The sequence below is a fragment of the Clostridium isatidis genome (genome assembly GCF_002285495.1).
Taxonomy (GTDB): Bacteria; Bacillota; Clostridia; order Clostridiales; family Clostridiaceae; genus Clostridium; species Clostridium isatidis.
In genome coordinates this window covers 354,860-381,454 of the sequence record NZ_CP016786.1, presented here as the reverse complement: position 1 = coordinate 381,454, position 26,595 = coordinate 354,860, and the positions used below count along the sequence as shown (strand labels likewise).

General features: G+C 28.5%; 24 protein-coding genes. 9 read left to right on the top strand and 15 right to left on the bottom strand.

All coding sequences use genetic code 11. The features are described 5' to 3' along the window. Positions 1–130: 130 nt before the first annotated feature. The 5 genes from BEN51_RS01910 to nagA all read right to left on the bottom strand — a co-directional run bounded on the left by BEN51_RS01910 (position 131) and on the right by nagA (position 4,981). Complete coding sequence (locus BEN51_RS01910) at positions 131–985, bottom strand: tagatose bisphosphate family class II aldolase (RefSeq protein WP_119864414.1); 855 nt, start codon at positions 983–985, stop codon at positions 131–133. A 97-nt stretch (positions 986–1,082) separates the two neighbouring features. Then, the gene (locus tag BEN51_RS01905; RefSeq protein ID WP_119864413.1) at positions 1,083–2,252 is read right to left on the bottom strand and encodes an SIS domain-containing protein; all 1,170 of its coding nucleotides are present in this window, start codon (positions 2,250–2,252) and stop codon (positions 1,083–1,085) included. A gap of 91 nt (positions 2,253–2,343) precedes the next feature. Beyond that, a complete protein-coding gene (gene pfkB / locus BEN51_RS01900; RefSeq protein WP_119864412.1) occupies positions 2,344–3,270 on the bottom strand; it encodes a 1-phosphofructokinase in 927 nt (308 codons plus the stop codon). Between the two features lie 47 nt (positions 3,271–3,317). Continuing rightward, entirely contained in the window at positions 3,318–3,842 is a 525-nt protein-coding gene (locus BEN51_RS01895; RefSeq protein ID WP_119864411.1) for a hypothetical protein, read from the bottom strand. Further along, positions 3,842–4,981: an N-acetylglucosamine-6-phosphate deacetylase gene (gene nagA / locus BEN51_RS01890; protein ID WP_119864410.1), complete on the bottom strand. Its 1,140-nt coding sequence runs from the start codon at positions 4,979–4,981 to the stop codon at positions 3,842–3,844. The genes BEN51_RS01895 and nagA overlap by 1 nt, the downstream gene beginning before the upstream one ends. Before the next feature lie 171 nt (positions 4,982–5,152). Here nagA and agaF point away from each other — a divergent pair, with 171 nt between their 5' ends. From agaF to BEN51_RS01875, 3 genes are all read left to right on the top strand, one after another. Then, on the top strand, positions 5,153–5,584 hold the full coding sequence (gene agaF, locus BEN51_RS01885; RefSeq protein WP_119864409.1) for a PTS galactosamine/N-acetylgalactosamine transporter subunit IIA: 432 nt from the start codon (positions 5,153–5,155) through the stop codon (positions 5,582–5,584). A gap of 2 nt (positions 5,585–5,586) precedes the next feature. Further along, positions 5,587–5,865 carry a preprotein translocase subunit YajC gene (gene yajC / locus BEN51_RS01880; RefSeq protein ID WP_207652792.1) on the top strand — a complete coding sequence of 93 codons (279 nt, stop codon included), beginning with the start codon at positions 5,587–5,589 and terminating at the stop codon, positions 5,863–5,865. A 168-nt stretch (positions 5,866–6,033) separates the two neighbouring features. Further along, the gene (locus BEN51_RS01875) at positions 6,034–7,662 is read left to right on the top strand and encodes an IS1182 family transposase (RefSeq protein ID WP_119864407.1); all 1,629 of its coding nucleotides are present in this window, start codon (positions 6,034–6,036) and stop codon (positions 7,660–7,662) included. Between the two features lie 163 nt (positions 7,663–7,825). On the opposite strand, the gene BEN51_RS01870 is transcribed toward BEN51_RS01875, so the two are convergent. Further along, positions 7,826–8,995, bottom strand: a complete 1,170-nt coding sequence (locus tag BEN51_RS01870; RefSeq protein ID WP_119864406.1) for a helix-turn-helix transcriptional regulator — start codon at positions 8,993–8,995, stop codon at positions 7,826–7,828. A gap of 440 nt (positions 8,996–9,435) precedes the next feature. On the opposite strand from BEN51_RS01870, the gene agaV reads away from it, so the two are divergent. Genes agaV through BEN51_RS01855 form a run of 3 tightly spaced genes read left to right on the top strand, consistent with a single transcriptional unit; the run spans position 9,436 to position 11,565 of the window. Beyond that, positions 9,436–9,912, top strand: coding sequence for a PTS N-acetylgalactosamine transporter subunit IIB (gene agaV, locus BEN51_RS01865; protein ID WP_119864405.1), 477 nt, complete (start codon positions 9,436–9,438; stop codon positions 9,910–9,912). Positions 9,913–9,938: 26 nt separating this feature from the next. After that, entirely contained in the window at positions 9,939–10,751 is an 813-nt protein-coding gene (locus BEN51_RS01860) for a PTS mannose/fructose/sorbose/N-acetylgalactosamine transporter subunit IIC (protein WP_119864404.1), read from the top strand. Next, a complete protein-coding gene (locus BEN51_RS01855) occupies positions 10,741–11,565 on the top strand; it encodes a PTS system mannose/fructose/sorbose family transporter subunit IID (protein ID WP_119866549.1) in 825 nt (274 codons plus the stop codon). Before BEN51_RS01860 ends, BEN51_RS01855 begins: the two co-directional genes overlap by 11 nt. A gap of 106 nt (positions 11,566–11,671) precedes the next feature. Here the strand turns inward: BEN51_RS01855 and BEN51_RS01850 are convergent, their stop codons facing one another. Both BEN51_RS01850 and BEN51_RS01845 read right to left on the bottom strand, forming a co-directional pair. Beyond that, a complete protein-coding gene (locus tag BEN51_RS01850; protein WP_119864403.1) occupies positions 11,672–12,625 on the bottom strand; it encodes an N-acetylglucosamine kinase in 954 nt (317 codons plus the stop codon). Positions 12,626–12,851: 226 nt separating this feature from the next. After that, positions 12,852–13,793: a DNA-3-methyladenine glycosylase family protein gene (locus BEN51_RS01845; RefSeq protein ID WP_119864402.1), complete on the bottom strand. Its 942-nt coding sequence runs from the start codon at positions 13,791–13,793 to the stop codon at positions 12,852–12,854. A 362-nt stretch (positions 13,794–14,155) separates the two neighbouring features. On the opposite strand from BEN51_RS01845, the gene BEN51_RS01840 reads away from it, so the two are divergent. Then, the gene (locus tag BEN51_RS01840) at positions 14,156–14,953 is read left to right on the top strand and encodes a DUF92 domain-containing protein (RefSeq protein WP_119864401.1); all 798 of its coding nucleotides are present in this window, start codon (positions 14,156–14,158) and stop codon (positions 14,951–14,953) included. Positions 14,954–15,094: 141 nt separating this feature from the next. Here BEN51_RS01840 and BEN51_RS01835 read toward each other — a convergent pair whose 3' ends face one another. The 3 genes from BEN51_RS01835 to BEN51_RS01825 all read right to left on the bottom strand — a co-directional run bounded on the left by BEN51_RS01835 (position 15,095) and on the right by BEN51_RS01825 (position 18,355). Next, positions 15,095–15,727: a redox-sensing transcriptional repressor Rex gene (locus BEN51_RS01835; protein ID WP_119864400.1), complete on the bottom strand. Its 633-nt coding sequence runs from the start codon at positions 15,725–15,727 to the stop codon at positions 15,095–15,097. Between the two features lie 362 nt (positions 15,728–16,089). Further along, on the bottom strand, positions 16,090–17,163 hold the full coding sequence (ytvI, locus tag BEN51_RS01830; RefSeq protein ID WP_119864399.1) for a sporulation integral membrane protein YtvI: 1,074 nt from the start codon (positions 17,161–17,163) through the stop codon (positions 16,090–16,092). 121 nt (positions 17,164–17,284) lie between these two features. Continuing rightward, the gene (locus tag BEN51_RS01825; RefSeq protein ID WP_119864398.1) at positions 17,285–18,355 is read right to left on the bottom strand and encodes a mannose-1-phosphate guanylyltransferase; all 1,071 of its coding nucleotides are present in this window, start codon (positions 18,353–18,355) and stop codon (positions 17,285–17,287) included. 352 nt (positions 18,356–18,707) lie between these two features. Here BEN51_RS01825 and BEN51_RS01820 point away from each other — a divergent pair, with 352 nt between their 5' ends. Both BEN51_RS01820 and BEN51_RS01815 read left to right on the top strand, forming a co-directional pair. Further along, positions 18,708–21,371, top strand: a complete 2,664-nt coding sequence (locus tag BEN51_RS01820; RefSeq protein WP_119864397.1) for a cation-translocating P-type ATPase — start codon at positions 18,708–18,710, stop codon at positions 21,369–21,371. Positions 21,372–21,789: 418 nt separating this feature from the next. Next, on the top strand, positions 21,790–22,608 hold the full coding sequence (locus tag BEN51_RS01815) for a CAP domain-containing protein (protein ID WP_119864396.1): 819 nt from the start codon (positions 21,790–21,792) through the stop codon (positions 22,606–22,608). 221 nt (positions 22,609–22,829) lie between these two features. On the opposite strand, the gene BEN51_RS01810 is transcribed toward BEN51_RS01815, so the two are convergent. The 4 genes from BEN51_RS01810 to BEN51_RS01795 all read right to left on the bottom strand — a co-directional run bounded on the left by BEN51_RS01810 (position 22,830) and on the right by BEN51_RS01795 (position 26,431). Continuing rightward, positions 22,830–23,531, bottom strand: coding sequence for a DUF3298 and DUF4163 domain-containing protein (locus BEN51_RS01810; protein ID WP_119864395.1), 702 nt, complete (start codon positions 23,529–23,531; stop codon positions 22,830–22,832). Between the two features lie 524 nt (positions 23,532–24,055). Continuing rightward, positions 24,056–24,814 (bottom strand): 23S rRNA pseudouridine(2604) synthase RluF, encoded by a 759-nt coding sequence (rluF, locus tag BEN51_RS01805; RefSeq protein ID WP_236906235.1) that lies wholly within the window; start codon positions 24,812–24,814, stop codon positions 24,056–24,058. 16 nt (positions 24,815–24,830) lie between these two features. Next, positions 24,831–25,823, bottom strand: a complete 993-nt coding sequence (locus BEN51_RS01800) for an anti-sigma factor domain-containing protein (protein WP_119864394.1) — start codon at positions 25,821–25,823, stop codon at positions 24,831–24,833. After that, the gene (locus BEN51_RS01795; RefSeq protein ID WP_119864393.1) at positions 25,820–26,431 is read right to left on the bottom strand and encodes a class D sortase; all 612 of its coding nucleotides are present in this window, start codon (positions 26,429–26,431) and stop codon (positions 25,820–25,822) included. The genes BEN51_RS01800 and BEN51_RS01795 overlap by 4 nt, the downstream gene beginning before the upstream one ends. Positions 26,432–26,595: the final 164 nt, after the last annotated feature.

The window sequence follows — 26,595 nt, the reverse complement described above, 5'->3', positions numbered from 1 at the left end:
AACTTTAATACAAGAGGGGACTATTACATTCTTAAGAAAATACTATTATGTAAATAGGAAAAAAGAAGATTGCTGACAATCTTCTCTTTTTTCTATAAGTTATTTTTATATATAATCTGAAACTAAAAATTTAAGCTTTTCCATTGCTTCCACAAACCATTATTTTATGAGCAACAATTTTTTTCATAGCTTCTTTTCCTGGTGTCATGTACTTTCTTGGGTCATTTGCGGTTGGGTTTTCATTAAAGTATTTTTTAACTGCATCAGAGAAAGGTATTTTTAAATCTGTTGCTACATTTACCTTACAAATTCCAAGAGATATTGCTTTTTTAACTAATTCATCTGGTACATCTGATGCTCCATGTAGAACTAATGGTACATCTACCATATCTCTTATTTCCTTTAATCTATCAAAATCAAGTTTTGCTTCCCCTTGATATAATCCATGAGCTGTTCCTATTGCAACTGCTAAGGAATCTATTCCTGTTCTTTCTACAAAGTCTCTTGCTTGCTCAGGATTAGTATATTTAGAGTCTTTTTCATCTACTATTAAGTCGTCTTCTTGGCCACCTAATCTTCCAAGTTCTGCTTCTACTGTTGCATCAAACTTATGAGCATACTCAACTACTTCTCTAACAATTCTTATATTATCTTCATAGTCTAAGTGAGATGCATCTATCATTGCTGATTTAAAGCCTAAGTCTATAAAGTGTTTAATTGCTTCAACATCTTCATAATGATCTAAGTGAATTGCTATTGGAATATCATACTCTTTAGCTGCAGTTTCAGCCATAGCTACTATATATTCTCCACCTGCATATGCTATTGTTGATGGTGTTCCTGCTAAGATTACTGGTGATCTTAATTCTGCTGCTGTATCTACTACTACTTGTAATGTTTCTAAATTATGAATATTAAAAGCTGGTATAGCATATCCTTCTCTTTGAGCCTTTTTTAACATTTCTCTTGTTGATAATATCTTCATATTTATTACTCTCCTTTATCTCAAATTCATTTCTTTCTTTCACTTTAAAAAGGACTTATCTTTAGTTCTAATCTTATAAAAAGCTTTTTATAAAAATTTAAACTTGTTTATCGTACTTGTGAATAATTACTCCCTTAACAACTCTATTAACAGTACCATCTGGTCTTGGATTATCTGGTGAAATTCCTAATCTCATTGAATTAAATAATCCAAACATTTGTCCGAATAACATATAATTAAACGCTGTATAAACTTCTGGAATTTCTTTACCATCAATTTCTATATATTTATCACATAAACCATTTAATTCTTCATTTTTTGTATAACTTATAACTGCTAACTTGTGATTTCCTACATCATTATGAATTTCTCTTATAAGATCCATATCATAAAGATTAGTATATTTATTAGTAGAGTTCATAAATATTACTAAAGTTTCGTCATTTATTATTGACTTTGGACCATGTCTAAAACCTAATACTCCTTCGCTTAGACTTACTACTCTTCCACTTGTAAGTTCTAGATTTTTAAGACACATTTCTTGAACTAAGCCTTTTAATACTCCCGAAGCTAAGTAAACTACTCTTTTTGCATCTAAATTAACTAATTCTTGCACATCTTGCCATCTATTTTCTAAAATATAATTTCCTTGTTTAACAACAATATCAACATATTTTTTAGTTTCATTTAAATTATCAATATCAAATATTAATAATGTTGCTAATAACATACAGCTAAAGGAACTTGTCATTGCAAAGCTCTTATCATTTGAAGCTTCTGGCATTAATATGCAAAGGTTATCATCACTGTTTACAGCCCTCTTTGCAAGTTCTCCATCTTTATTACAAGTAATAACTAGTTGGGCAATGTCCTTTACATTTTCCTCAAATAAATCGTATGCTCCAACACTTTCAGGGCTGTTTCCTGATCTTGCATAAGATACAAGAATTGTTGGTACATCTTCTTCAATAAATTCTGCTGGATTTGATACTATGTCAGTGGAAGCTATAGCTTCTACTCTTAAATTTAATTTTTTTGCTAAATATAGATATATAGTATCTCCAACATAATCTGAAGTACCTGCTCCAGTTAAAACTATTCTAGTATTGCTTTTTAATTTTTTATTTAAAAAAGTCTTTATTTTTTCCTCATTACTCTTCACTATGTTATAAGTTTCTTCCCATAACTTTGGTTGTTGCCTTATTTCTGTAATAGTATATTCTGCACCTAGTTCCTTCATTTTTTCTTCATTTATTCCAAAAATCATTTTAAATGCCTCCTTAATTGATTTCACCTTTTCACCTTATATCTTTGCAATAGATACGTATTTATAAGTAAAAAATATATATAATCTGAAATTAAATTTCAGCTACATCAATTTTATTAATTAAATCATTAACAACTTCTTCTTTAACAAAACCAGTTTCCTTCTCTAATGCATTTGCAGTTCCACAAGCTGCAGCAAGTTTTAAAGTATCTTCTATACTGTATCCCCTGTGTAAACCTATTGATATTCCAGCTACATAGGAATCCCCTGAGCCAACTGGATTTACTGCCCTAATTTTAGGAACTGTTACTCTATAAAATTTTCCATCATAACCAGCTATAGAGCCTTTTGCTCCAAGAGATATTACAACAAAGCTTATACCCATCTTTTGAAAATTCTTTATTTCATCAATTGCATCTTGCTCATTTTTTATTTCTTTACCTCTTATTGACTCAATCTCATCCTTGTTAGGCTTTATAAAAAAGGGTTTTCCTTTAATTCCTTCTAATAAAAGGTCTCCACTGGTATCTAGTAAGAACTTTTTATTTTTGTGATTAGCAAGTTCTATTAAACTCCTATAATAATTTTTCTCTACATTTCTTGGTACACTTCCAGATGCCACTATGACTTCAGCCTCTTCTATTAATTCAATATATTTTTGGAAAAAGTTTTGTTTTTCTGTTTCACTTATTTCTGGACCTGGTTCTAGTATTTCTGTTTGCATGTAATCATCTGTTATAAAAGCTAAACATTCTCTACTATCTCCCTTGATCTTTACAAAATCTTGCTTTATACCATATTCCTTTAGTTTTTCCTCAATAAATTCTCCAGTTTTTCCACCTAAAAATCCAGTAGCTATACAATCTTCCTTCAATATAGTTGCAACATTAGCTACATGTATCCCCTTGCCTCCAGGTGTGTTTTCTACGGTTCTTGCTCTCATTACTTTTCCCTTTTGTATATCTTCTATCTCATACCTTTTATCTACTGAAGTGTTAAGGTTTATAACTAATATCATGATTATTTCTCCTTATATTAAATATTTTGATATTTATATAGAATGACTTATTTATTTTTTATTTTAGTAAAAGCAATAATATCGATAATTACTGTATAAAAACTATATACTGAACCAATAATGCTTAAAATTAATAGTAATATATTAAAATTTTGCTGCATTGCATTTATAATTAAAAGAACACTTAATAAAGCATAGGCACAGGCTTTCATAATTATTTTATCTTTTGCTTTACTTTTAACTAAGGCCTCTAACTTTGAAAGCTTACGCTCTCTATTAAAGTTTTTAATTACCTTTAATTTTTTTAGAAAGACAAATCTAAAATACAGTTCAACTAATAGAGATGCTCCAAATCCTAGCAGTAAGGTATTTTGAAAAGTTTTAAAATAATCACCTAATAAAATTACAAAAATAAATATTATTGAATATCTATAGTAGAAAACTCTAAATTTTTGCTCCATTTCCTTAGATACAATATATCCATTTTTATCAAATAGGTTATAATAAACAGTATCTCCATATCTATCTAAGTAAATATTGCTGCCAGATAAATTCATAGTATTCTTTTTCACTATAACATCGCCTTTCCTAAACAATATGTTTGAAGCACTGAATAATCATCATTAAGAACTACTAAATCGCTATCATATCCAACACCTATTCTTCCCTTGCGCTTATCTACTCCTAAGCATTTAGCAGGGTTAATTGTGCATGAATTTATAGCATAATTAAATGGCACCATAGCATCTTCAACTAATATTCTAAGACCTTCATTCATCTTTAGAGTTGAGCCAGCTAACCCCTTAGTTTCTACTAAATGAGCACTTCCGTCTTCATAAATTTCTATTTCATTTCCTCCAAAAATAAATTTAGAACCAGGTTCAAAGCCCTTTGCCATTAAAGCATCTGTAACCATAATTCCATAGTCTGGACCCTTTGCATTAAAGAAATTGTATAAAGCTACAGGAGTTGAATGATTTCCATCACAAATTATTTCACCATACATTCCCTTAATTCTTAAAGCTGCTCCAACTAATCCATTCTTTCTATGATTATATGGAGTCATACCATTATATACGTGAGTTTGAGATCTAGCCCCATGAGCAAAAGCAAATACAGCTTCTTCATAGCTGGAAGCTGAATGTCCTATGCTAACTACTATATTGTTATTGTATAAATATTCTGTAAGAGCATAATCTTCATCTACTTCTGTTGCTAAAGTTACATATTTTATAAGGCCTTTTGCTGCCTTTTGATAATTTTGAAATTCTTGTATAGTTGGTTTAACTATATATTCCTTTGGTTGAGCTCCCTTATATTCCATATCAAGATAAGGCCCCTCAAAATGAATTCCTAATATTTCTGCCCCTTCATATCCATCTTCTACTACTTTTGCAACATTACTTAAAGCTTTAGTAAGAACTTCTTTACTTTGAGTTATAGTAGTAGCTAATAATGCAGTAACCCCTTCATTTACTATCCTTTTAGTCCAATTTCTTAATCCCTGTTCATCAGCATCATTTGTGTCAAAACCATAGGCTCCATGACAATGAATATCTATAAATCCTGGAACAATTCTTTTGTTACCATAATCGTAATTTACTTCTTTTTCGTTATAAGAATAAATATTTACTATTTTATTATCATCAATTTCTATTTGAGCTGGAATAAATTGATCTGCTATCCAAACCCTTTTACTTTGTATTAGCATGATATACCTCCTAAATTAACTTAAATATATTATACAAAAGTTTATCTCGCTAATATTTGCACTTTTTAACAGACCTATTATATCTTTCAGTACACTTATTGAATTTAAATAATTCTTCATTCATAATAAAATTACAGAAATTATATTATTATTTTTTTAGGAGATGATGAAATGATAGGACTAATAATTAGTGGACATGGAAATTTTGCAACAGGATTAAGATCATCTTTGAAGTTGATTGCAGGATCCCCTAGCAATGTAGAATATATTGACTTTGAAGAAAACGATTCAACTGAAGATTTAAAAAAGAAGTATTATACTGCATTACAAAATTTAAATAATTGTGATAGCATTTTAGCTCTTAGTGATTTAGCAGGAGGATCACCATTTAAAACCTTAGTTGAAGTTAAAACAGAAATAGAAAAACCAATGGAAGTAATAGGAGGTACAAATTTACCTATGCTTCTTGAAATATCTATGATGAAAGATATTATAGATGATTTAAATTCACTATCTGAGTCAATAATAGAAATAGGAAGAAATGCTGTTATAAAATTTGAACTTAAGGTTCACGAAGATAATGAAGATGAGGATGGTATTTAATTATGATTAATTGGGAAGTTGTTTTATGGACATGTATTACTGTTGGAGTATTAGTTGGAATAGCAGCCTTAATACTTACATTTATATCTGCTAGAAATATAAAAAAAAGAACATCACAACTTAAGGAAGTTCATGTTGAATTAAAAACAGGCATGAATGTAATGTTTTGTGGAGGAATTTACGGAAAAGTAGTAAAAGTTAAAGAAGATACAGTAGAAATTGAAATTGCTAAAAATACAGTAATAACTGTGTCTAGATATGCAATTCAAAGTATTTTATAAAAATTAAGTAATCCCCTCTTAATTATTAATTATAAATTTTTTAAAACACTAGTTATACTGAAATAATAAAGGGGCTGTCGCACTAAATAATTAGTGTGAAGCTCCTTTTTGATGAAAAAAATAAATCCCAGACTTTAAAAGTCTAGGATTTATGGTAAAATATTTTTCATGCCTATAAAAAAAATCTTACGAAAAAATTATACTTTAAATCAAAAGGTTTATCAACTAAAACTTCCTTTTGATATTGATTGCATAATTCCAAGTAATGATTCTGTGCGATTACTAAGCCAGTTTGTAGAGGAGATGGATTTGACTGAGCTATATTCTACTTATTTTAGAATAAGAGAAAATCAAGTATCGCCCATGAAAATGCTGAAAATTATGCTATACGCTTATATGAATGGAATTTATTCTTCACGTGATATTGAGCTAGCTTGCCGTAGAGATATAAATTTTATGTTTTTACTAGAAGGGGCTTCCGCTCCGGATCACTCAACATTTGCAAGGTTTAGAAGTTTACATTTCGCCCCATGTTCTGAAAAGATTTTAGCTGAAATGACTAATTTTCTTTATAAAATAGGAGAAGTATCAGGTAACAACATATTTATTGATGGTACTAAAATAGAAGCTTGTGCAAATAAATATACTTTTGTTTGGAAAAAAGCTGTTACAAAAAACATGGCAAAGTTATTAATTAAATTAGCCGACCTTGTAAAAGAATCTGAAGAACTTTATGGAATTAAATTAATTTATAAAGATAAAGTAGAAATTAAACATGTGAAGAAGCTAAGAAAAAAGCTTTATGAGTTGAAGAGATCAGAAGGTATAGAATTCGTCCACGGATGTGGTAAAAGAAAAACTACACTACAAAAGTCTATAGAAAAACTTGAAGAGTATCTTTCAAAATTTAAAGAATATAATCAGAAAGTGTACACTTGCGGTGATAGAAATAGCTATTCAAAAACAGATACTGATGCTACATTTATGAGAATGAAGGAAGATGCTATGAAAAATGGACAACTTAAACCTGCTTATAATGTACAACATGGAGTAGATTCAGAATACATTACTTGGCTTACGGTAGGGCCTCAGCCCACAGACACAACGACTCTAATACCATTTTTAAAAACTATGGAGGAACATTTAAATTTTAAATACTTAAAAATTGTTGCTGATGCTGGATATGAAAGTGAAGAAAATTATTCTTTTATTGAAGATAATAATCAAATAGCATTTATTAAACCTGCTAACTACGAATTATCAAAAACGAGAAAATATAAAAATGATATTGGTAAAATAGAAAATATGGATTATAATCCTGAAAATGATATTTTCATATGTCAGAATGGTAAAAAGTTAAAAATGGAAGGCGTAAAATTAAGAAAATCAAAAACAGGATATGAAAGTGAAAAAACAATTTATACATGTGAAGATTGTAGTGATTGTAAATATAAAAGCAAATGCATTAAAGGAAATAATTGCAAAACACCTTTAGAAGAAAGAACTAAAAAATTTGAAACCTCAAAAAAATTTAATCGTCAAAGAAAAGAAGACTTAGAGAGAATAATTAGTGATGAAGGTTGCTTGCTAAGAATGAATAGGAGTATTCAAGCAGAAGGTTCCTTTGCGCAAGTTAAACAAGATATGAATTTTAGAAGGTTCATGTGTCGTGGACAAAGAAATGTTTTAGCCGAAAGTACATTGCTTGCAATGGCGCATAATATAAATAAAATTCATAGAAAAATCCAAGCAGGCCGAACTGGACAACATTTATTTGAAATAAAGAAAACTGCATAATTAATTTTAAAAAAGTCTTTTTTCTTAGGCTTATTAAAGTGCGCCTTTTTTAAGAAATAATTTTATTTTGTCAGCAAAGATTCGAATCTTCTCTTTTTATTGAAAAATAGGAGCTGTCGCTAGCGTTTTTTTCACCCGCTAATGCGACAGCCCCTTTATTATTTTATTCCTTAAACATAGTTTGAGCATATTCACTAGGGCTTATTTCATATTTCTGGGTGAAAGCCCTAGAAAAATAATGTATTGAGTTAAAACCTAACATAAATGCAATTTCACTAATAGTATATTTATTTTCTTTTATTAACTGCTTACTCTTAGTTAATTTCAAATCATTAATATATTTTTTGGGAGATATATTTAAATTGTTCTTAAATAACATTTGTAAAGACGACCTTGAAACTGAAAATTTATTGCAAATTTCTTCTATAGTTATTGGAGAAGAAATTCTTTCATTAATATATGCTACAATTTTTTCTAATAACTCATCTTGAAAATGTTGATAAGATTCCTTAGGCAAGGAAGCATCATCAGCGCCTAAATAATCATATTGAAATAATCTAATAATAATCTCATGGAAATTACATAAAATAAGATTTTCTGAATATGGAATTGTCGCCGATATATTTTTTGCAAAAGTTCTTACAGCATCATATAATTCCTTCCTGCAATGAAATACCCTATTACATATTAAGCTGTCATCATCACATTTCATATCAAACATAATAGTTAAATAAGAACAGGAAGAATTATTATTTACAGCCTGTGTATGAAATTGATTTTTACCATATATTATCAAATCAGATGAATTTAAAATATAATTAACTCCATCTACTGTTGTATCTAAAGTTCCATTATCTACAAAAGTTAGCTCATATAAATTATGTCTTTCTCCCTTAAATTTATATTTAGGACTTTTAATTGTATAATAATAAGCAATTATTTCTGGTATGCTTATAGTAGGCAATATTCTATTATAAACATAAGGTGGATTTAAAAATTCAATTTTAAGATTATATCTTGATGGTATTATTAAGTTGTAGGTGATTTGGTCTGTCATAGAAATAATATTAAAATACATATTAGGTTTTATTTCTAATTTTCTATGAATTGCAAAAAGTTTAAAATTGCTATTGCTAGAATCACTTATTAATATAGCAGCCATCCCTTCAACAACTTCTATATATGTTGGCTCCAAAAAATAATATAAACTAGAAATAACTTTATCACTAGTTACAATTTGCTTTATTATTAAATCATTCTTTTCCACATCTATTGATTCATCGTAAACAGATCCATACTTTCTAAACTCAGCACTTGTTGTCTTATCATACATAATAAATCACCTCTCAATATCATGAATATAACTTTTCTATAATTTATCTATTTTACATAAATAATTTCTACAAATATATTGATACTAATTAATATAGAAATTAATTTTATTTTGTTTACAAAATAAAATTATTATTACATTAATTAATATATTAACTATATCTATCTATAATTCTAAGGACTTTAAATAACTAAAAATATGAATACTAACTATTATTAAATTAAAATTATTGTTATATCTCAAATAATACCATTAAAATATTTTTTTTCAAAGCAATATCATAAAAATTATTTTTCTAGATAGAAAAACAGCTTTTATGTAAACGTTGTTAAAAACAATAAATCAAATACTAAAAAGTATAAAGATTATTCTAAATATTAATTGTATAATGTTCACATACCACAGAAAACTAAAGGTTTTCAAAAAAAGGAGGTGAAAATATGCCAAATATTGTGTTAACAAGAATAGATAACAGATTAATTCACGGACAAGTTGCAACTCAATGGTGTGGTTCTATAGGAGCAAACTTAATTTTAGTTGCAAATGATGTAGTTGCTGGAGACAAACTAAGACAAGGCCTAATGGATATGGCTGCACCATCTTATGCTTCAACTCGTTATTGGACACTTGAAAAAACTATAACTACTATTCATAAAGCAAGCCCTAAACAACTTATTTTTATAGTTTGCGAAACCCCTACTGACGTACTAAAACTTGTTGAAGGCGGCGTACCAATAAAGAAAGTTAATATTGGAAATATGCATATGGCTGAAGGCAAAAGACAAGTTGCTGGTTCTGTAGCAGTAGATGACAAAGATGTTGAAGCATTTAGAAAATTAAAGGAATTAGGAGTAGAACTTGAAATAAGAAGAGTTCCTACTGAACCTGCTGAAAGCATTGATAAACTATTTAAATAACGGAATTATATGGGGAGGGAATAAAAATGGATTTTAATATTGTACAAATTCTATTAGTTGCAGTATTTGCTTTTATTGCAGCTATCGACCAATTTAGTTTCTTAGAGTCATTATATCAACCAATCGTATCTGGAGCTGTTATTGGTGCAATACTTGGTGATTTACAAACTGGACTTATTGTAGGTGGTACTTATCAATTAATGACAATAGGAAATATGCCTGTTGGGGGAGCACAACCTCCAAACGCTGTTATCGGAGGAATAATGGCAGTAGTATTTGCCATCTCTTCTAAATTAGATCCAGCTGCAGCAGTTGGATTAGCAGTTCCATTCGCATTAATAGGACAATATTGTGTTACTTTATTATTCACTATCATGTCTCCATTAATGGCAAAGGCCGATAAATATGCTGATGAAGCAAATCCAAAAGGTATCGAAAGAATTAACTATTTAGCAATGGCTGCTTTAGGTGCTTTCTTCGCACTTGTAGTTGTTATAGGTTTAATCGGTGGAAGCGCTGCTGGTGAATGGTTATCAGCTACATCAGAAAAATATGCTTGGTTTATGAACGGACTTAGTGCTGCTGGTAAAATGATGCGTTACGTTGGTTTTGCAACTTTATTACGTATTATGTTATCAAACGACTTATGGGGAATTTACTTTGCAGGATTTGCTCTTGCAACTATTATAGGTAAAATAGAAGGATTATCAGGATCTGCATTATTAATAATTGCTCTTATTGGTATCGCAGTTTGCCTATATGATTTCCAAATCAATGTAAAAATGAAATCTGCTACAGCAAATGTAGGAATAGGGGGAGATGATGAAGATGGAATATAATAACACTTTATATAAAGATTTAACTCCTGCCAAACAACTTGACAAAAAAGTATTAAATAAAATGGTTTGGCGTTCATTATTCTTGCAAGCTTCATTTAACTATGAAAGAATGCAAGCTGCTGGATGGTTATATGGAATATTACCTGGACTAGAAAAAATTCACACTGATAAAGAAGATCTTTCAAAGTCAATGAAACACAACTTAGAATTCTTTAATACTCATCCATTCCTTGTAACTTTTGTTATGGGTATAATCTTATCATTAGAGCAACAAAAAGCTGATACTAATACTATTCGTGCTGTCCGTGTTGCTGCTATGGGACCTTTAGGTGGAATTGGAGATGCTATTTTCTGGTTCACATTAGTTCCAATCGCTGCTGGTATAACTGCTAATATGGCTATCAACAAATCTTTAGCTGGTCCAATACTATTCTTATTAATATTTAACGCTGTTCAATTTGGTATTAGATATTGGTTAATGCATTGGTCTTATAACTTAGGTTCAAAAGCAATTGATATATTAACTCAAAATGCAAAAGAATTTACTCGTTCAGCTTCTATGCTAGGTGTATTTATAGTTGGAGCACTTACTTCAAACTATGGTGCAACAAGTTTAAATATTATAATTGAAAACGGAGAATCTCCAATTAATATTCAAAGTATATTAGATGGCGTTCTTCCTCAAATGATACCACTAGCAATGACATTATTGTTATTCTTCTTAATTAAAAAGAAACAATGGACACCTGTTAAATGTATATTATTACTACTTATAATAGGTATTGTTGGTGGAGTATTTAACATTTGGGCATAATAAAGAAAATGCTATCCATAAATTAATTTTGTAGTATTAGCATAAATAATTCCAACCTTAATAAAATATAAAAAGGCAGCTTGATTTTATACAAGCTGCCTTTTTATTAATTAAATAATTCTTCTACATTATCAGGAATAATATTTCCAGCTAGCTTATAAGCCAATAATACTGACCCATCCCATGGCTCTAACTGTGGTTCTTGAAGTTTACATTTTAAATTAGATTTATTTATTAAATCCTTTAAGGGCTTCAATATTAAATCTCCTGCTTTAAATACTCCTCCAGTATAAGATACTATAAAATTATCCTTTAAATCTAACTTCTTAGCTAAAACACTTAAATGAGCAAATATTTCACTAGCTGCTTCATTAAATATTTTCCTAGAAGCGGCGCATCCCTTATTAGCAGCTTCAGCGCATATCATTGAAAATTTAGCAATTTCAGTTCTATTAAATTTAAGTCTATTAAATACTATATCAACAATTTCATATTGATAAGAAATTTTATATTTTTCTTCTAATATATCTAATAATATTGTTTTTTCAGATCTTCCATCCTTTTGCTTAGTATATTCATTTATAGTTTTTAATCCTATCCAATAGGCACTTGCATCATCACCAATTCCTGGGCCAAAACCACCACATCTTGCTATTTTTCCTTCTTCATTCATTCCAAAGGCTATACTTCCTGTTCCTGCAACAATATTTATTCCTGGACTACAAGCTGTTCCTGCTGCCCAGCCATTTACTGCATCATTTTCAATCTTATAAGGCATATCTAAAAGTTCCTTAAATGTTTTATCAATTTGTTTCTTATCTTCTAAACTTTCTCCATAACCAGGTACTCCTGCAAAAGTAAAGGCAATATCCTTTGCTTTTATATTTAAAGTAGAAAATATTTTTTCAAGGTTTTCAGTTATTTCTTTTTTTATTCCTTCCACTCCTACTTGGTGAATATGAATTGTTCCACCTTCTAATTCCAATAGCTTCTTTAAATTATCATCAACTACAGTGTACTTTGTCTTAGTTCCTCCACCATCAATACCTAAGTAATACATACAACCTCTCCTTCATTAAATAGTTTTTACATAACTTATGTAATCAATATCATTATATAACTTTTTCACTACATTTTATATAATCTAAACAAAAAAATAAGGGCTTACGCCCTACTCCAAACTAAGTTAATCCCTCCTAACTACTAACTACACACTCCTAACTGAGTTAATCACTCCACACTACACGCTCCACACTCCTAACTGAGTTAAGCACTCCAAACTGAGTTTACACTTCTATCTTATTTTCTCTAGCATAATAGAAAAGATATTGTTGAGCCATTCCTGAGAATTTTCCAAACTTATCTCTTGCAAAGATTCTCATTTTATTTAAAGATACATCTGGTGCAACATAAAAATGTATCATAGCTCTCTTTACCCAAACATCAACTGGAAAGGCTGATTTTTTCTTCATAGAAAACAACATTATACAGTCCGCTACCTTGGCTCCAACCCCCATAAACTTTTGTAGGGCAATATGACATTCATCATCATTTAGATTCTTTATGTATTCTAAGTCATAATCTAATATTTCAGGTCTTTCATCATAATTTTCTTTATTTGCTTCATAATCCTTCTTTACTTCTAAGGCTTCATTTACCTTTTTAATAGTATCTACAATATATTTACTTCTAAAGGAAGCACCTGTTTCTTGAATTTCTTCTAAAGTGGCTGAACTTATTTGTTCTGGGGTTGGGAAAGTATAATATTCATTACCTTTATATACTATCTTATCTCCCCACTTTTCGCATATTTTCTTTACTGTTTTCTTAATTGAAGGAATACTATTTCTAGCAGATATTATAAAACTTATTAGCATTTCAAAAGGATCTTGATTTAATATTCTTATACCATATCCGTATTTTATGCTTTCTCTAAGAATTTCATCTTTAGAAAGATTATCTTTTATTTCATCATAATTTGTTTCTAAGTCAAAATAATGTAACCATATATTATTAAAGTCTTCTTCATTAGTATTATGTATTGTTACTTCATTTCCCTTTTGAGTTATTTCTATTACTCTTCCAAAGGCAACTACTATATAATCAGTATCACTTATTTTGTCCCATCTAAAACATTGGCCACATTCTAATATTTGCTTAATATCAAAGTTTTTTACCTCTTCTAAAATAGCTTTGTCTTCTATAAATTTAACACTTTTAAAATCCATATTTATAACCTGCCTTACCTTTCTCACTTATCAATTAAAATAAATTTATACTATTAGTTTATAATGATAAAACACTCTAAGTAGTTAATTGATTTTATCTATAATTTATTTTAAATAAACTTTTAAATATTAATTCTACTAATAATTATTCTTATTTAATACTTTACTGCTAGTTTTTATAATTTGTCAAGTTATTAAAATCCTTCTATTTATATATAATTCCAAATAGCCTTCTTAAAAATACTTATAATTTTTTGCTCTTTTTACTCTTGATATAACTATTTTTACAAATACAATTATTATTAAGTATATTTTTTATTTCTTTTCCTTATATATAAAATATTATTTTAGGAAGTGATTAGATGTTAGATTTTTTCATAGGATTAACTTGTTCATTTTTAATATCCTTTATAGCTTATAAAAACTCTTCTCTTAGCAAAAGTGGATTAATAGCTGCTATAATTCTTGGAACTGGAATATACTTCTTTGGAGGATTATTCTTTTCTATCATAATGATTGCCTTCTTTGTTTCCTCTAGCCTATTATCAAAGTTTAAAAAGATAAACAAAGATAAATTAGAAAAGATAAATGAAAAGGGTGAAAATCGTGACTTTATGCAGGTAATTGCAAATGGCGGAGTTGGACTTATCGTGGCAATTATATATTATTTTAATCAAAGTTCTATATATTTATTAGCCTATGGAGTATCCTTTGCCGTTTCTACAGCGGACACCTGGGCTTCAGAAATTGGAGTGTTAAGCAAAAGAAAGCCTATAGATATATTAACCCTAAAACCCTTAGAAACAGGAATGTCTGGTGGAATTAGTCTTTTAGGAACAAGCTTTGCCCTATTAGGCTCTTCCTTCATTGCTTCAATACATTTTATATTAAATATATTTATTTATAAGGATCTTAAAGAAGGCTTGATCTATTCCAGCTACTGTTTCTTATTAGGATTTTTTGGGGCAATAATAGATAGTTTGCTGGGAGCATCCCTTCAAGCTCAATATTATTGTGATGAATTAGATACTATAACAGAGAAAAGAGTTTATAAAGGAAAAACTAATAAACTTATTAAAGGAATATCCTTTATCAATAATGATATAGTAAATTTAAGCAGCAATATAATTTCAAGCCTGTTTACATTTCTTATAATCTAAAAAATAACTGTCCTACTAATATATTTAGCAGGACAGCTCTATTTTAAATATATCATTCAGCTTATCAGTGGACTGAAAAAATACATAAATTCTGCACTTTATATTTGAATTGTGAATTTCACACAATTTTTGTGTGCTGTATTAGTTTTCTTGATCGTGTAATAAGTATATTAATGTTAATAAACTTTCTGATAAATGTACGTTTTCTACCATTACGTCTTCTGGAATTACTAAATCAACAGGAGCAAAATTCCATATTCCCTTTACTCCACCTTTTACTAGTTTATCACAAACAGCTTGCGCATTATTTCTTGGAACACATATTATTCCCATATCAATATTATTTTCAGCCAAGAAACTATCTAGATAATCAATATCTTTTATTTCTACATCTCTTATTTTTATTCCTATTAACTTAGGATTAGCATCAAAAATAGCCGCAATATTTAAGCCATTTTCATTAAATCTATAATTGGCTATTGCCTGACCTATATTACCTGCTCCAATTAAGACAGCAGTATATTCTCTATCTAATCCTAAAATTAGGCCTATTTGATTATACAAATCTTTAACATTATATCCATAACCTTGTTGACCAAAGTCACCAAAATTATTTAAATCTTGACGTATTTGCGAAGCTGTAAAACCTATCTTTTCTCCTAATTCTTTTGATGATATTCTTTCCACATCATTTTTAAGTAGTTCTTTTAGATATCTATAATATTTAGGAAGTCTTTTTATTACAGCCATTGATATATTTTTCTTTTTATCCATATTCTCTACTCTCCTATTTATTATTCGCTATTATATTTTATTTTATCACTTTTCTTGCTTTTTTAAAACGCTTATATTAATACACTTTAAATTTTACTTATCTTTTCATTATTATATCTATAATATATTTTTCAATAAATATCTAATATTTATTAAATTTAATTAATTAAATATAAAAAATAAGACTTACATATAACTTAGCAGTTAGTTATAAATAAGTCTTTAAATCCGCACAAAGCTTTATAAAACTCTGTAATTAATATAAAGTATCGTATGCTTCCCTATGCCTGAAATTTTCAACCTCATTTATTATATTTAATTCGTAGAAATTTGTCAATAAGGGTAAATATATTTCCAGCTATTTATTTAAATAACTTTATCTTTCCAGATCTATTTAAGTTAATCAGCACAGTCATTGTTATTGGTAAAACAAAAATTCCTATAAAACCAAATAAATTTATTCCTAGATAGATACATATAAGCATAATAATTGGATGCAGCCCTACTTCTTTTCCCACTATCTTTGGTTCAATTATATTTCTTATTACTGTTATAAGAATATACATTAAGAATATTCCAATTCCTAAGAAAATTTCTCCTTTTATTAATTCAATAATTGCCCAAGGTATAAGAATTCCACCTGCACCAAGAATAGGAAGTATATCAAATATTGCAATAATAAAAGCTATTGTTGCTGCTTTTTCTACTCTTAATAACATTAATCCCACAAATAATTCGAAGAAAGTTATGGTAATTATAATAGAATAAGATTTTATAAACTTTAATATAGTTTTACCCAAACCTTCTTTAGCTTGAAATAATATATTTGCTGTTTTTTCAGGTAACTGCTTTTCAATAAATCCTGTTATTACCTTATAATCCAATGCAAAAAAGTAAGATGAAATAATTGAAAATAATACTATAATAAAAAATCCTGGAACTGCTGAAACTGCTGATGAAATTACTTTAACAATTGTAGTAGATAAATTAGAAATTAAGCTTCCTAGTGAATTTACTAAAGATAAAAGAATATCTGTAATAGTCTTTACTAATTCTGGATCTAACTTTGAAATTAAATTTTCTATATTATAGGTTATTTCATAAACTGCAGGTTCCACCTTTGTCATATATAAACTAGGTAATGCTAAAAATAAATCTTTAATAGACATTGACAACTTTATAATTAATAAAGTAATTAAAGCGCCAACTATTAAATAAAATAAGGTAACAAGAATTCCTGCAGTTAGTTTTCTACTAATTTTATATTTGTCTGATACCAGTGTTATTACTGGTTTAAGTATAAAGGCTACGGAAAATCCAATAACAAAAGGCATAAGCCATGGAATTGCATATTTAAAAATACCATATACTATTGATACTAATGCTATTATATATATTACATTGATAATAAAATTCTTCTTTTTCTCAATACTCATCTTTACAACTCCTTTACTTAATTTAATTATACAATATAAGAAATCTTTTTTAAATAAAAATAAGGTCGCTAAATTTCAAATTTTTAGCAACCCTATTTTCAGCAAATGTTAATCAAACATATTAAAGATAATCTTCAAATTCTGGTCTTTCATTTAGTTCGTTTAAGAGATGTTTTATTTCTTGATCTTTATTCTTATCCATTATTAATATAACATCTCCTGAATCTACTACAACTAAATCCTTTATCCCAAGACCTATAATTAAATTCCTATTTCCAAATATAGAACAATTTTCACTATCCTGTAAATATACCTTACTGCTCACTTTATTATTTCCAATTTCCTCCATATACCTGCTTAATGCTGAAAAACTTCCAATGTCATCCCAAATAAAATCGCTTTTTATAACAAAACCCTTTCTTGTTTTTTGCATAATTCCAAAATCTATAGATATTCCATCTATTCTTGAATACTGTTCCTCTATAACAGACTCTTCATTTTCTTCACCAACACTTTTATAAATTTCCATTAGAGCTTTATAAAGATCCGGCAAATACTTTTCTATTTCTCTTAAAATAACATCTGCTCTAAAAACAAACATTCCTGAATTCCATAAATAAGTTCCCTTTAAGATAAAATCCTTTGCCACTTCAACATTAGGCTTTTCGGTAAATCTGGTAACCTTAAAAGTTGGTATAGTCGATGATTGGATTCTTGGTCCCATTTCAATATAGCCATAACCTGTTTCTGCTCTCGTTGGAGTAATTCCAAGGGTTACTATTCCCCTTCTTTTATTGGCTATTTCTACTGCTTGATTTAAGGTTTCCAAATATACCTTTTCACGCTCTATATGATGATCTGATGGCAAAACGACCATTACTGCATCCTTGTCTTTTTTTAATAATTTAACAGCTGATAATCCAATACAGGTGGCTGTTTCTTTGTTTTGTGGTTCAGAAAAAATATTATTAGGATCTATATTTTCTAATTCACTTTTTATTTTTTCTTTATATTCTTTATTAGTAACAACATAAATATTTTCTTTATTGATTAAAGGAATTATCCTATCTACTGTATTTTGAAGAAAGCTTTTATTATTTATAATTTTTAAAAACTGTTTCGGATTGTTTGATCTTGATAAGGGATAAAGTCTAGTTCCTTTTCCCCCTGCTAGTATCAGCCCGTATATCAATAACTTTCAACTCCACGTAGTACTTATGTATTATAATATGCTTTCCATTTTTAATTTGTGATTTGCTAAAATATGATAAAAATTTTTATTTTTATGCTTGACAATTTTTTCTTATATCTTTATTATTAATACTGTAATTAAAATTTAATAACTTCTAAGTTAAAAGGGAGTAGTAAAAAATATAGCATCAACATACGCGGCTAAGGCCTGGTGTTATATACCTTAATGGTTACGAGACTTTTAATACAGTTTTTATTTCTTAAAAATTGTATTAAGGGTCTCTTTTTTATTTCTCTAGACCCACAAGTTATTAATGAAATTATAATTTTATATTTAGTTTGGAGGATTTTATATGAAGAAGTACTTTTCTAAAAGCTATGAGGAGACGTTGAAAGAATTTAACGTTTCAAAATCTGGTCTTAGTGAAAAGCAAGCAAAAGAAAATTTGGACAAGTATGGCTATAATGAACTTACCCAAAAGGAAAAAGCTACTGTTTGGGAAGTATTCTTTAGTCAATTTAAAGACTTGCTTGTAATAATCCTAATTATTGCAGCTTTAATATCAATGCTAACTGGAGATGCAGAAAGCACTTTAGTTATTATCGCAGTTATTACTTTAAATGCAGTTTTAGGAACTGTACAACACTTTAAGGCTGAACAATCTTTAGATAGTTTAAAAGCTTTATCTTCCCCAACAGCTAAAGTTATTAGAGATGGAAAAAAGGTTGAAATTCCTTCTAAAGAAGTAGTTCCAGGAGATATTTTATTACTTGAAGCAGGAGATATGGTTGCAGCTGATGGTAGAATCATTGAAAACTTCTCCCTTCAAGTTAATGAAAGTTCCTTAACTGGTGAATCTGAAAGTGTTAATAAATTTGCTGAAGTAATTGAAAGTGAGGAAGTTGCTTTAGGTGATCAAAAAAACATGGTATTCTCAGGTTCCTTAGTTACTTATGGTAGAGCTTTAGTAGTTGTTACTTCTACAGGAATGAGTACTGAGATAGGTAAAATTGCTAACCTAATGGAAGAAACTCAAGAAAAAGCAACACCACTACAAGTCAGCTTAGATGACTTTAGTAAAAAATTAGCTATTGGTATTTTAGGAGTTTGTGTTATTGTATTCTTCCTAAGTCTTAGAACTAATAACATGCTAGATTCTCTTATGTTTGCTGTTGCTTTAGCTGTTGCTGCTATTCCTGAAGCCCTTAGCTCAATAGTTACAATTGTACTAGCTATTGGAACTCAAAAAATGGCCAAGGAAAATGCTATTGTTAAAAAACTAAGAGCAGTTGAAGGTTTAGGATCAGTATCTGTTATATGTTCTGATAAGACTGGAACCCTTACTCAAAATAAGATGACAGTAAAAAAAGTCTTTGTTAATAATAGATTTATTGATGGCGAAGAATTAAATATAGAAGATCCTGTTGAAAATTATTTGCTAAAGAGTTCAATCCTATGTAATGACTCTACATGTAAAGAAGGAAAAGAAATTGGAGACCCAACTGAAGTTGCTTTTGTTAACTTAGGTCAAAAATTTTCACTATGTGAATTAGAGCTTAGAAAGGCTTATGAAAGATTATCGGAAGTTCCATTTGACTCTGATAGAAAGCTTATGAGTACTCTTCACTTCTTTGATAACAAATATATAATGTTCACAAAAGGTGCATTGGATGTTATTTTAGATAGAACTAAATTCATAAAAACTCCTGATGGTGTTAGAAACATAAGTTATGAGGATAAACAAAACATATTAAATGCCAATAGAGAATTATCTGAAAATGGCTTAAGAGTTTTAGCTTTTGCTTACAGAGAATTCCCTGAAAATAAAAATATAAGCATAGAAGACGAAGAAAACTTTACTTTTATAGGGCTTATATCAATGATTGACCCACCAAGAAAAGAATCTGCAGCTGCTGTTGCAAACTGTATATCTGCTGGTATTAAACCAGTTATGATTACTGGAGACCATAAGATTACCGCGTCAGCTATTGCTAAACAAATTGGTATTTTAAGAGATGGAGATAGAGCTATTGAAGGTATAGAATTAGATAAGATGTCTGATGAAGAATTAAGAAACAATGTAGAAAATATATCTGTTTATGCTAGAGTTTCTCCAGAACATAAGATTAGAATAGTTAGAGCATGGCAAGATAAAAATCAAATCGTTGCTATGACAGGGGATGGAGTTAATGACGCTCCTGCTTTAAAGCAAGCTGATATAGGTATTGCAATGGGCATAACTGGTACAGAAGTTTCAAAAGATGCTGCTTCAGTTATATTAACTGATGATAACTTTGCTACAATAGTTAAGTCTGTTGCTAACGGAAGAAATATTTACAGAAATATTAAGAACTCAATTAAGTTCTTATTATCTGGTAATGCATCAGGTATTCTTTCAGTACTTTATACTTCACTTTTAGCATTACCAATGCCATTTAAGGCAGTTCACTTACTATTTATTAACCTACTAACAGATAGTTTACCTGCTATTGCTATTGGTATGGAACCAGCTCAAGGAGATTTATTAAAAGAAAAACCTAGATCTAGAGATGCTGGAATTTTAGATAAGAAATTTGTTTTAGAATTAGCTTTTGAAGGTTTAATTATTGCAATATTTACAATGTTAGCTTTCTATAAGGGGCTTGGCAGTGATAATAATGCTGCAGTTGCTTCATCTATGGCTTTTGCTACATTATGTTTAGCTAGATTATTCCACGGCTTTAACTGTAGAGGAAATAAATCAGTGTTTTCATTAGGCTTATTTGGAAATAAATTTAGCTGGTTAGCATTTATTGCAGGATTAATTTTCTTAAACTCAGTTTTATTTATACCAGCTTTAAGAAACTTATTTGAAGTTGCAGTATTAACAGGAAAGCAAATTGGATATATTTATTTATACGCATTCCTTCCAACTGTAATAATTCAAATTGCTAAAGTAATTATAGATTTTACAACAGATAAAAAGGAAAAAGCTGCAGAATCAAATTCTTCTGAAAATGTAGAAAAAGCAGCGTAGTACAATTTTAAGTTTTCAGATTTTAGTTTTCAACTTTCAATGAGCTGAAAATCTAAAAATTGTATGGATTTAATTAATATTATCGCTTAATTAAAAAATATAGAAAAGGTAGTTTGTTTTAGACAAGCTACCTTTATTATTTAATTTTAATTCCTAAATATATAAATTCTTTCATATTATGATATAAAATTTTTTTTAAAATTTATTTTTAATAAAAGTGATTTTTACTCTTTCTTTCTTATTAATAATCTATACACATAACAACTTTATTGGAAAATATAAGTTGTTAGTCACTATTTTTGTTATTCCTTCTACTTTATGCTTCAATTGCTAGTCATCTCATATTGGGCAGCCCCCCTATCTGTGTTATTATAAGTTCATCGGATGAAACAAAAAATTTCTGAGGAGGAATTAACATATGATTAAATTAAAATTAATGTCACTTTTATTATCAGGATGTCTAACAACAGGTATTGGAGCAGGAACTTTACCTTCATGCCTTAATAATATAAAAATAACAGATCAAATAAAGATTATTGAACAAATTTGCAATACATCAAAAGATAATTCAAATGTAATTATTGAAGATGAAAATAAACAACTAGAGGAAAATACAGCCGAAAACAACACTGGCAGCAATTCTAATGAAAATACAAACAAAGAAGATAATAATTCTAAGGAAGACAATGGGACAAGCAATGAGGCTCCTATAAAAGAAGAAGATAAAAAAGAAGATACTGCTAAAGAAGAAACACCAGCAGCTCCTGAAGAAACAAATACAGGTAAGGAAAATAATAATTCTGAAGACAACACTCAAAAAGAAGCTTCAGATAAATTTATAGCAGAAATCGAACAAGCTATCTTTACAAGAGTTAACAAGGAAAGAGCTGCAGCTGGTCTTCCAGCATTACAATACAATGATACAATGGAACACTATGCAAGATTAAAATCACAAGATATGGGTGATAGAAGATACTTTGATCATAGAAATCCAGAAGGTCAATTAATAACTTCACAAATGCAGGCAGACGGGGTAAGCTATAGATCTTGGGGTGAAAATATAGCATATATTTCAGGTAGATCTGGAAATGCTGCTCTAGCTGAACAATTTATGAACAACTGGATGAATTCATCAGGCCATAGAGCTAACATCTTATCAACTAACTTTACAAGCATTGGAGTTGGAGTTTACAAGGTAGGTAACACTTACTATGCAACTCAAGAATTCTACAGATAATACAGTTTGGAGTGTGGAGTTTGAAGTTTGGAGTTAGTAGTGCGGAGTTATGGAGTTAGTAGTGTAGTTGAATAAGCTCTTATAGGGCTTAATAAAGAGGAGCTGGCTCAAAATGATTATTAAAATCATTTTGAGCCAGCTTCCTTTTTATTTTAGGTTATGTTTTAAATTTATTGAAAATATCATTATTTAACTTTTTTAATACTTAATATCAACATTATTTATACATCTTTGTAATTTTCTAAAGCATTGTAAGGAATTTTAAACTGAGGCATCCCTGCAACATAAGGTGCAATTTCATAATAAGCAAAATGAATTACTATATATCCATTTTCTATATAAAAAGCCTGATTATCCTTTATTCCTGTAAAACCTTCTTTGCCAGGAAAATAATCTTCTTTATTTATACTTATCTGACTCTGTATTTCTTTATTTATATATTCTTTATAATCAAATCCTTCCTTAAATAAATCTTTAAGTTCTACATTTTGGCCTGTAGTTATATCAATATTATATGTTTTCCTGATTGTTATCCCATGGGCCCCACCACTATATTGATAATAGTCAATATAAAAGCTTAGAATCTTTTCTTCATTGGTTACTCTATAAGTTACAAAACTTTCATAAGGAACTCCAGGTCTATTTGCTTCACTAGCAATTCTGTTTTCTTCTACAAAATTATTGGTAAATTCAATTATTTCATTATTAATTTCCCTCTCTCTTTCCTTATTATTGAGACCTATGATTTGTGGAATTTTAACACTAACTTTTAAATACTCTGAACTTTCTTCAAATGACTTATCCACAATTAAATTTTTTTCTATTATTCCCTTGTTAATATTAATTAACATATCTTGTGGATAAATAATACTAAAACAATTAATTCCTACTACTATTCCTAATAACATTATTCTTTTTATCATATAGTAATTCTCCCATCCTTATAAATAGCCACAATTTTTGAAATATTAATAAAATATATCCTTAATATTATCTACAATTTGTTTATATTTATTAATATTTATGTCAACATAATCTTAACAACTTATTAACAGGTTAATGTGGATAATGTGCAAAAAAAACATGTTTTCGCATCTTACTAATAAAAATAATACAGCATTATAAAATGCTCTTTAAAATTATTGATAATTTCTATTAGTAAACTTTTAATTTTATTTGAATAATATGTAATTACATAGAAATAAGAATGAACTTCAAAGTGATATAAAATGAAAAAAATAAAACTTAAAAATAAATGTACTTATGACCAGGTAATAAATATTTATTAGTATTTTCAGCTACAAGCTCAGGATTGATAGGATCAATAACTGGCTATGCTAGTGCAGGAATAACTATAACCTAATTGAAGCTTAAATATATTTTAAATAACAAAAAAGGACATTATCAAATTCAAATAAGAATTCAATAATGTCCTTTTAATATAATATTATAAATCTGTATCTTCAGTTTTTATTGAATTATTTATTAGAGAATTTAACTTAACTAATTCCTCCTTAGTTAAGTTTCTCCACTGACCTATTTTTAAATTTCCTAGTTTTATATTCATTATCCTTATTCTTTTTAACTTAATTACATTATAACCTAAGGCTTCACACATTCTTCTAATCTGCCTGTTCATACCTTGAGTTAATATAATATTAAAGGTACTTTCATTTATTTTTCTAACCTTACACTTCTTAGTTATCGTTCCTAAAATTCTTACTCCATTTGACATGTCCTTTATAAATTTTTCATTTATGGGCTTATCTACTGTGACTATATATTCCTTTTCGTGATTATTTCCTGCCCTTAATATTTTATTTACTATGTCACCATCATTAGTAAGAAGAATTAATCCTTGCGAATCCTTATCTAACCTTCCTATTGGAAAGATTCTTTTTTCATGATTAACAAAATCAACTATATTTCCTTTTACTTTCTTTTCTGTAGTACATGTTATTCCTACTGGTTTATTTAAGGCTATATAAACAAGCTCCTCAACTCTTTTTATTGGTTTTCCATCTATTTTAACATTAGCATTTTCGGATACCTTAGTGCCCATTTCTGCTATTATACCATCTACCGTTACCCTTCCTGCCTCTATAAGCTTATCAGCCTCTCTTCTTGAACAGAAGCCTGTTTCACTTATAAATTTATTTAGCCTTATTTTATCTCCCCTATCTTTATGAACTATAATATTTCCCATTTTATCACCTTTGTATTTATTCAGAAACCTTATTTTCATCTCCTGAGTTATTAAATTTAACTTCAAGTTTATTTTCTGCTATATATTCTTCTGTATTTTTTATATCTCTATCTTCTAAAGCTTCTCCAGTCACTTTAAGAACTATACCAGTGCTCGGAATCATTTCGTTGTTACTAACATAATCCAATATATTTATTAAAACTGAATCCACATGATTGTTTTTTATTTTTAATTCTTTAAGTATTTCTTTAATTTCTTCTGAATTACTAGAATAATTAACAACTTTATTGGAAGAATTTAATTCTAAGGTTATAGTAGAAGTTATTTCTATTACTAAAGTTTTATCTATATTATTATATTTATAGGAAGCAATTAAAAATATAAACCCTATTAAACTAAAAAATATCGCTATTTGTGTCTTATATTTTTTTAAAGAAATACTTTCTTTTGCTAAAATTTCTTCACCTATTTTTTCTTCCTTATTTGATTTTACTTTTATAAATTCTCCCTTTGAGCTAAGAATTACTGATGAAAATTTTCCCTTGTGAAGAAGAAGTCCTCTATGCTCCTCTACTTCTTTATTTTCAAATATCTCTTCAGAGCCTAATACTTGAATTGCCTCAACAATCTGAAGATAATCTTGTAAATAATGATAAGTTGGATCTGATAAAATAATAGAGTATGTAATAATAAATTCTTTCCACTGCTCAAGGAAAGTTCTTTCTAAAGGAGTATTTTCTAAAAGTAATTTTAAAGGAAATTCTTTATTTTTTATTAAATAATCATAAATTTCTATATTTTCTATAATAAAATAACTAATATTTAATATTTTATTTCTAATATCATAAGAAGGTTTATCATAAACTAAATCCTTAATAAGTATTTTATATTCTATTAAGTCTTCTTTTAATCTATTAATTTCCTCTTCTCTTTTTTCTGTTATATCTTCTGATACTACATTTATAGGAGCCTTGGTTGAAAATTTATATTTATATTGTTGAAAGGTCATTGTTCTCCTCCGCTATTTAGTTCCTTAGTTTCAATTAACTTTCCTTTAACTACAACTCTTTCTTTAGCACCAACTGTGCATGTTATTAATGTTATTGTTGCATCTTTGGTATCATCTAATACTTCAACTCTATCTGGTTGAACAATAAAATTATCCGTCACTTCATAGATATATTTTTTACCTTTTGCCTTTACTATTATTTCATCTCCAGCTTTTGTTTTATACAAATTAACAAAGGCCTCTGAATAATCTGAAACTCTATGTCCTGCAACTGCAAAATTTCCTCTTTCTCCAGGCATTGCAGAACCCTCAAAATGCCCTAAATAATACAAAAGAATATCATCTGTTATTCCTTCAACTATTCCTTGAGATAAATTTATACTAGGTATTTCTAATAACCCTATTGGCTTGTACCCTTCACCTACAGTAAAACTAGCATCCTCATTCTCTGATGAAGCTATGCCTTCATTTATTACTTCTTCTAAAATATTTTTAAGCTCTTCCTGCTTTTTTGCTGTTTCAATTTTCCTATAAATAATGGATACAATTATGGTTATACCTATAATTATTAAAATAACCCCGATTGCTCTTCTAATTCCTTCCCTCAATCCTTTACCTCCAATAAACTTTTAGGCTATTTTAACATATATTATATCATAAAGGATTTTGTATTTTAATAAGTTTGGATATTTTAGACTATTAATATTTAGGAGTATTTTATGAATAAAAAAATAATTTATGTTGATTTCCTTTTTAAACGCAAAAGAATAAA

Coding starts and splice junctions, on each gene's coding strand:
- BEN51_RS01835 (WP_119864400.1), bottom strand. CDS start 15,727: ATGGATAAAAAGAAAAATATATCAATGGCTGTAATAAAAAGACTTCCT.
- agaV (WP_119864405.1), top strand. CDS start 9,436: ATGCCAAATATTGTGTTAACAAGAATAGATAACAGATTAATTCACGGA.
- BEN51_RS01905 (WP_119864413.1), bottom strand. CDS start 2,252: ATGATTTTTGGAATAAATGAAGAAAAAATGAAGGAACTAGGTGCAGAA.
- BEN51_RS01840 (WP_119864401.1), top strand. CDS start 14,156: ATGTTAGATTTTTTCATAGGATTAACTTGTTCATTTTTAATATCCTTT.
- ytvI (WP_119864399.1), bottom strand. CDS start 17,163: ATGAGTATTGAGAAAAAGAAGAATTTTATTATCAATGTAATATATATA.
- BEN51_RS01870 (WP_119864406.1), bottom strand. CDS start 8,995: ATGTATGATAAGACAACAAGTGCTGAGTTTAGAAAGTATGGATCTGTT.
- pfkB (WP_119864412.1), bottom strand. CDS start 3,270: ATGATATTAGTTATAAACCTTAACACTTCAGTAGATAAAAGGTATGAG.
- rluF (WP_236906235.1), bottom strand. CDS start 24,814: ATGGGAAATATTATAGTTCATAAAGATAGGGGAGATAAAATAAGGCTA.
- nagA (WP_119864410.1), bottom strand. CDS start 4,981: ATGCTAATACAAAGTAAAAGGGTTTGGATAGCAGATCAATTTATTCCA.
- yajC (WP_207652792.1), top strand. CDS start 5,587: ATGATTAATTGGGAAGTTGTTTTATGGACATGTATTACTGTTGGAGTA.
- BEN51_RS01820 (WP_119864397.1), top strand. CDS start 18,708: ATGAAGAAGTACTTTTCTAAAAGCTATGAGGAGACGTTGAAAGAATTT.
- BEN51_RS01845 (WP_119864402.1), bottom strand. CDS start 13,793: ATGGATTTTAAAAGTGTTAAATTTATAGAAGACAAAGCTATTTTAGAA.
- agaF (WP_119864409.1), top strand. CDS start 5,153: ATGATAGGACTAATAATTAGTGGACATGGAAATTTTGCAACAGGATTA.
- BEN51_RS01800 (WP_119864394.1), bottom strand. CDS start 25,823: ATGACCTTTCAACAATATAAATATAAATTTTCAACCAAGGCTCCTATA.
- BEN51_RS01855 (WP_119866549.1), top strand. CDS start 10,741: ATGGAATATAATAACACTTTATATAAAGATTTAACTCCTGCCAAACAA.
- BEN51_RS01910 (WP_119864414.1), bottom strand. CDS start 985: ATGAAGATATTATCAACAAGAGAAATGTTAAAAAAGGCTCAAAGAGAA.
- BEN51_RS01860 (WP_119864404.1), top strand. CDS start 9,939: ATGGATTTTAATATTGTACAAATTCTATTAGTTGCAGTATTTGCTTTT.
- BEN51_RS01810 (WP_119864395.1), bottom strand. CDS start 23,531: ATGATAAAAAGAATAATGTTATTAGGAATAGTAGTAGGAATTAATTGT.
- BEN51_RS01850 (WP_119864403.1), bottom strand. CDS start 12,625: ATGTATTACTTAGGTATTGATGGTGGAGGAACTAAGACAAAGTACACT.
- BEN51_RS01875 (WP_119864407.1), top strand. CDS start 6,034: ATGCCTATAAAAAAAATCTTACGAAAAAATTATACTTTAAATCAAAAG.
- BEN51_RS01815 (WP_119864396.1), top strand. CDS start 21,790: ATGATTAAATTAAAATTAATGTCACTTTTATTATCAGGATGTCTAACA.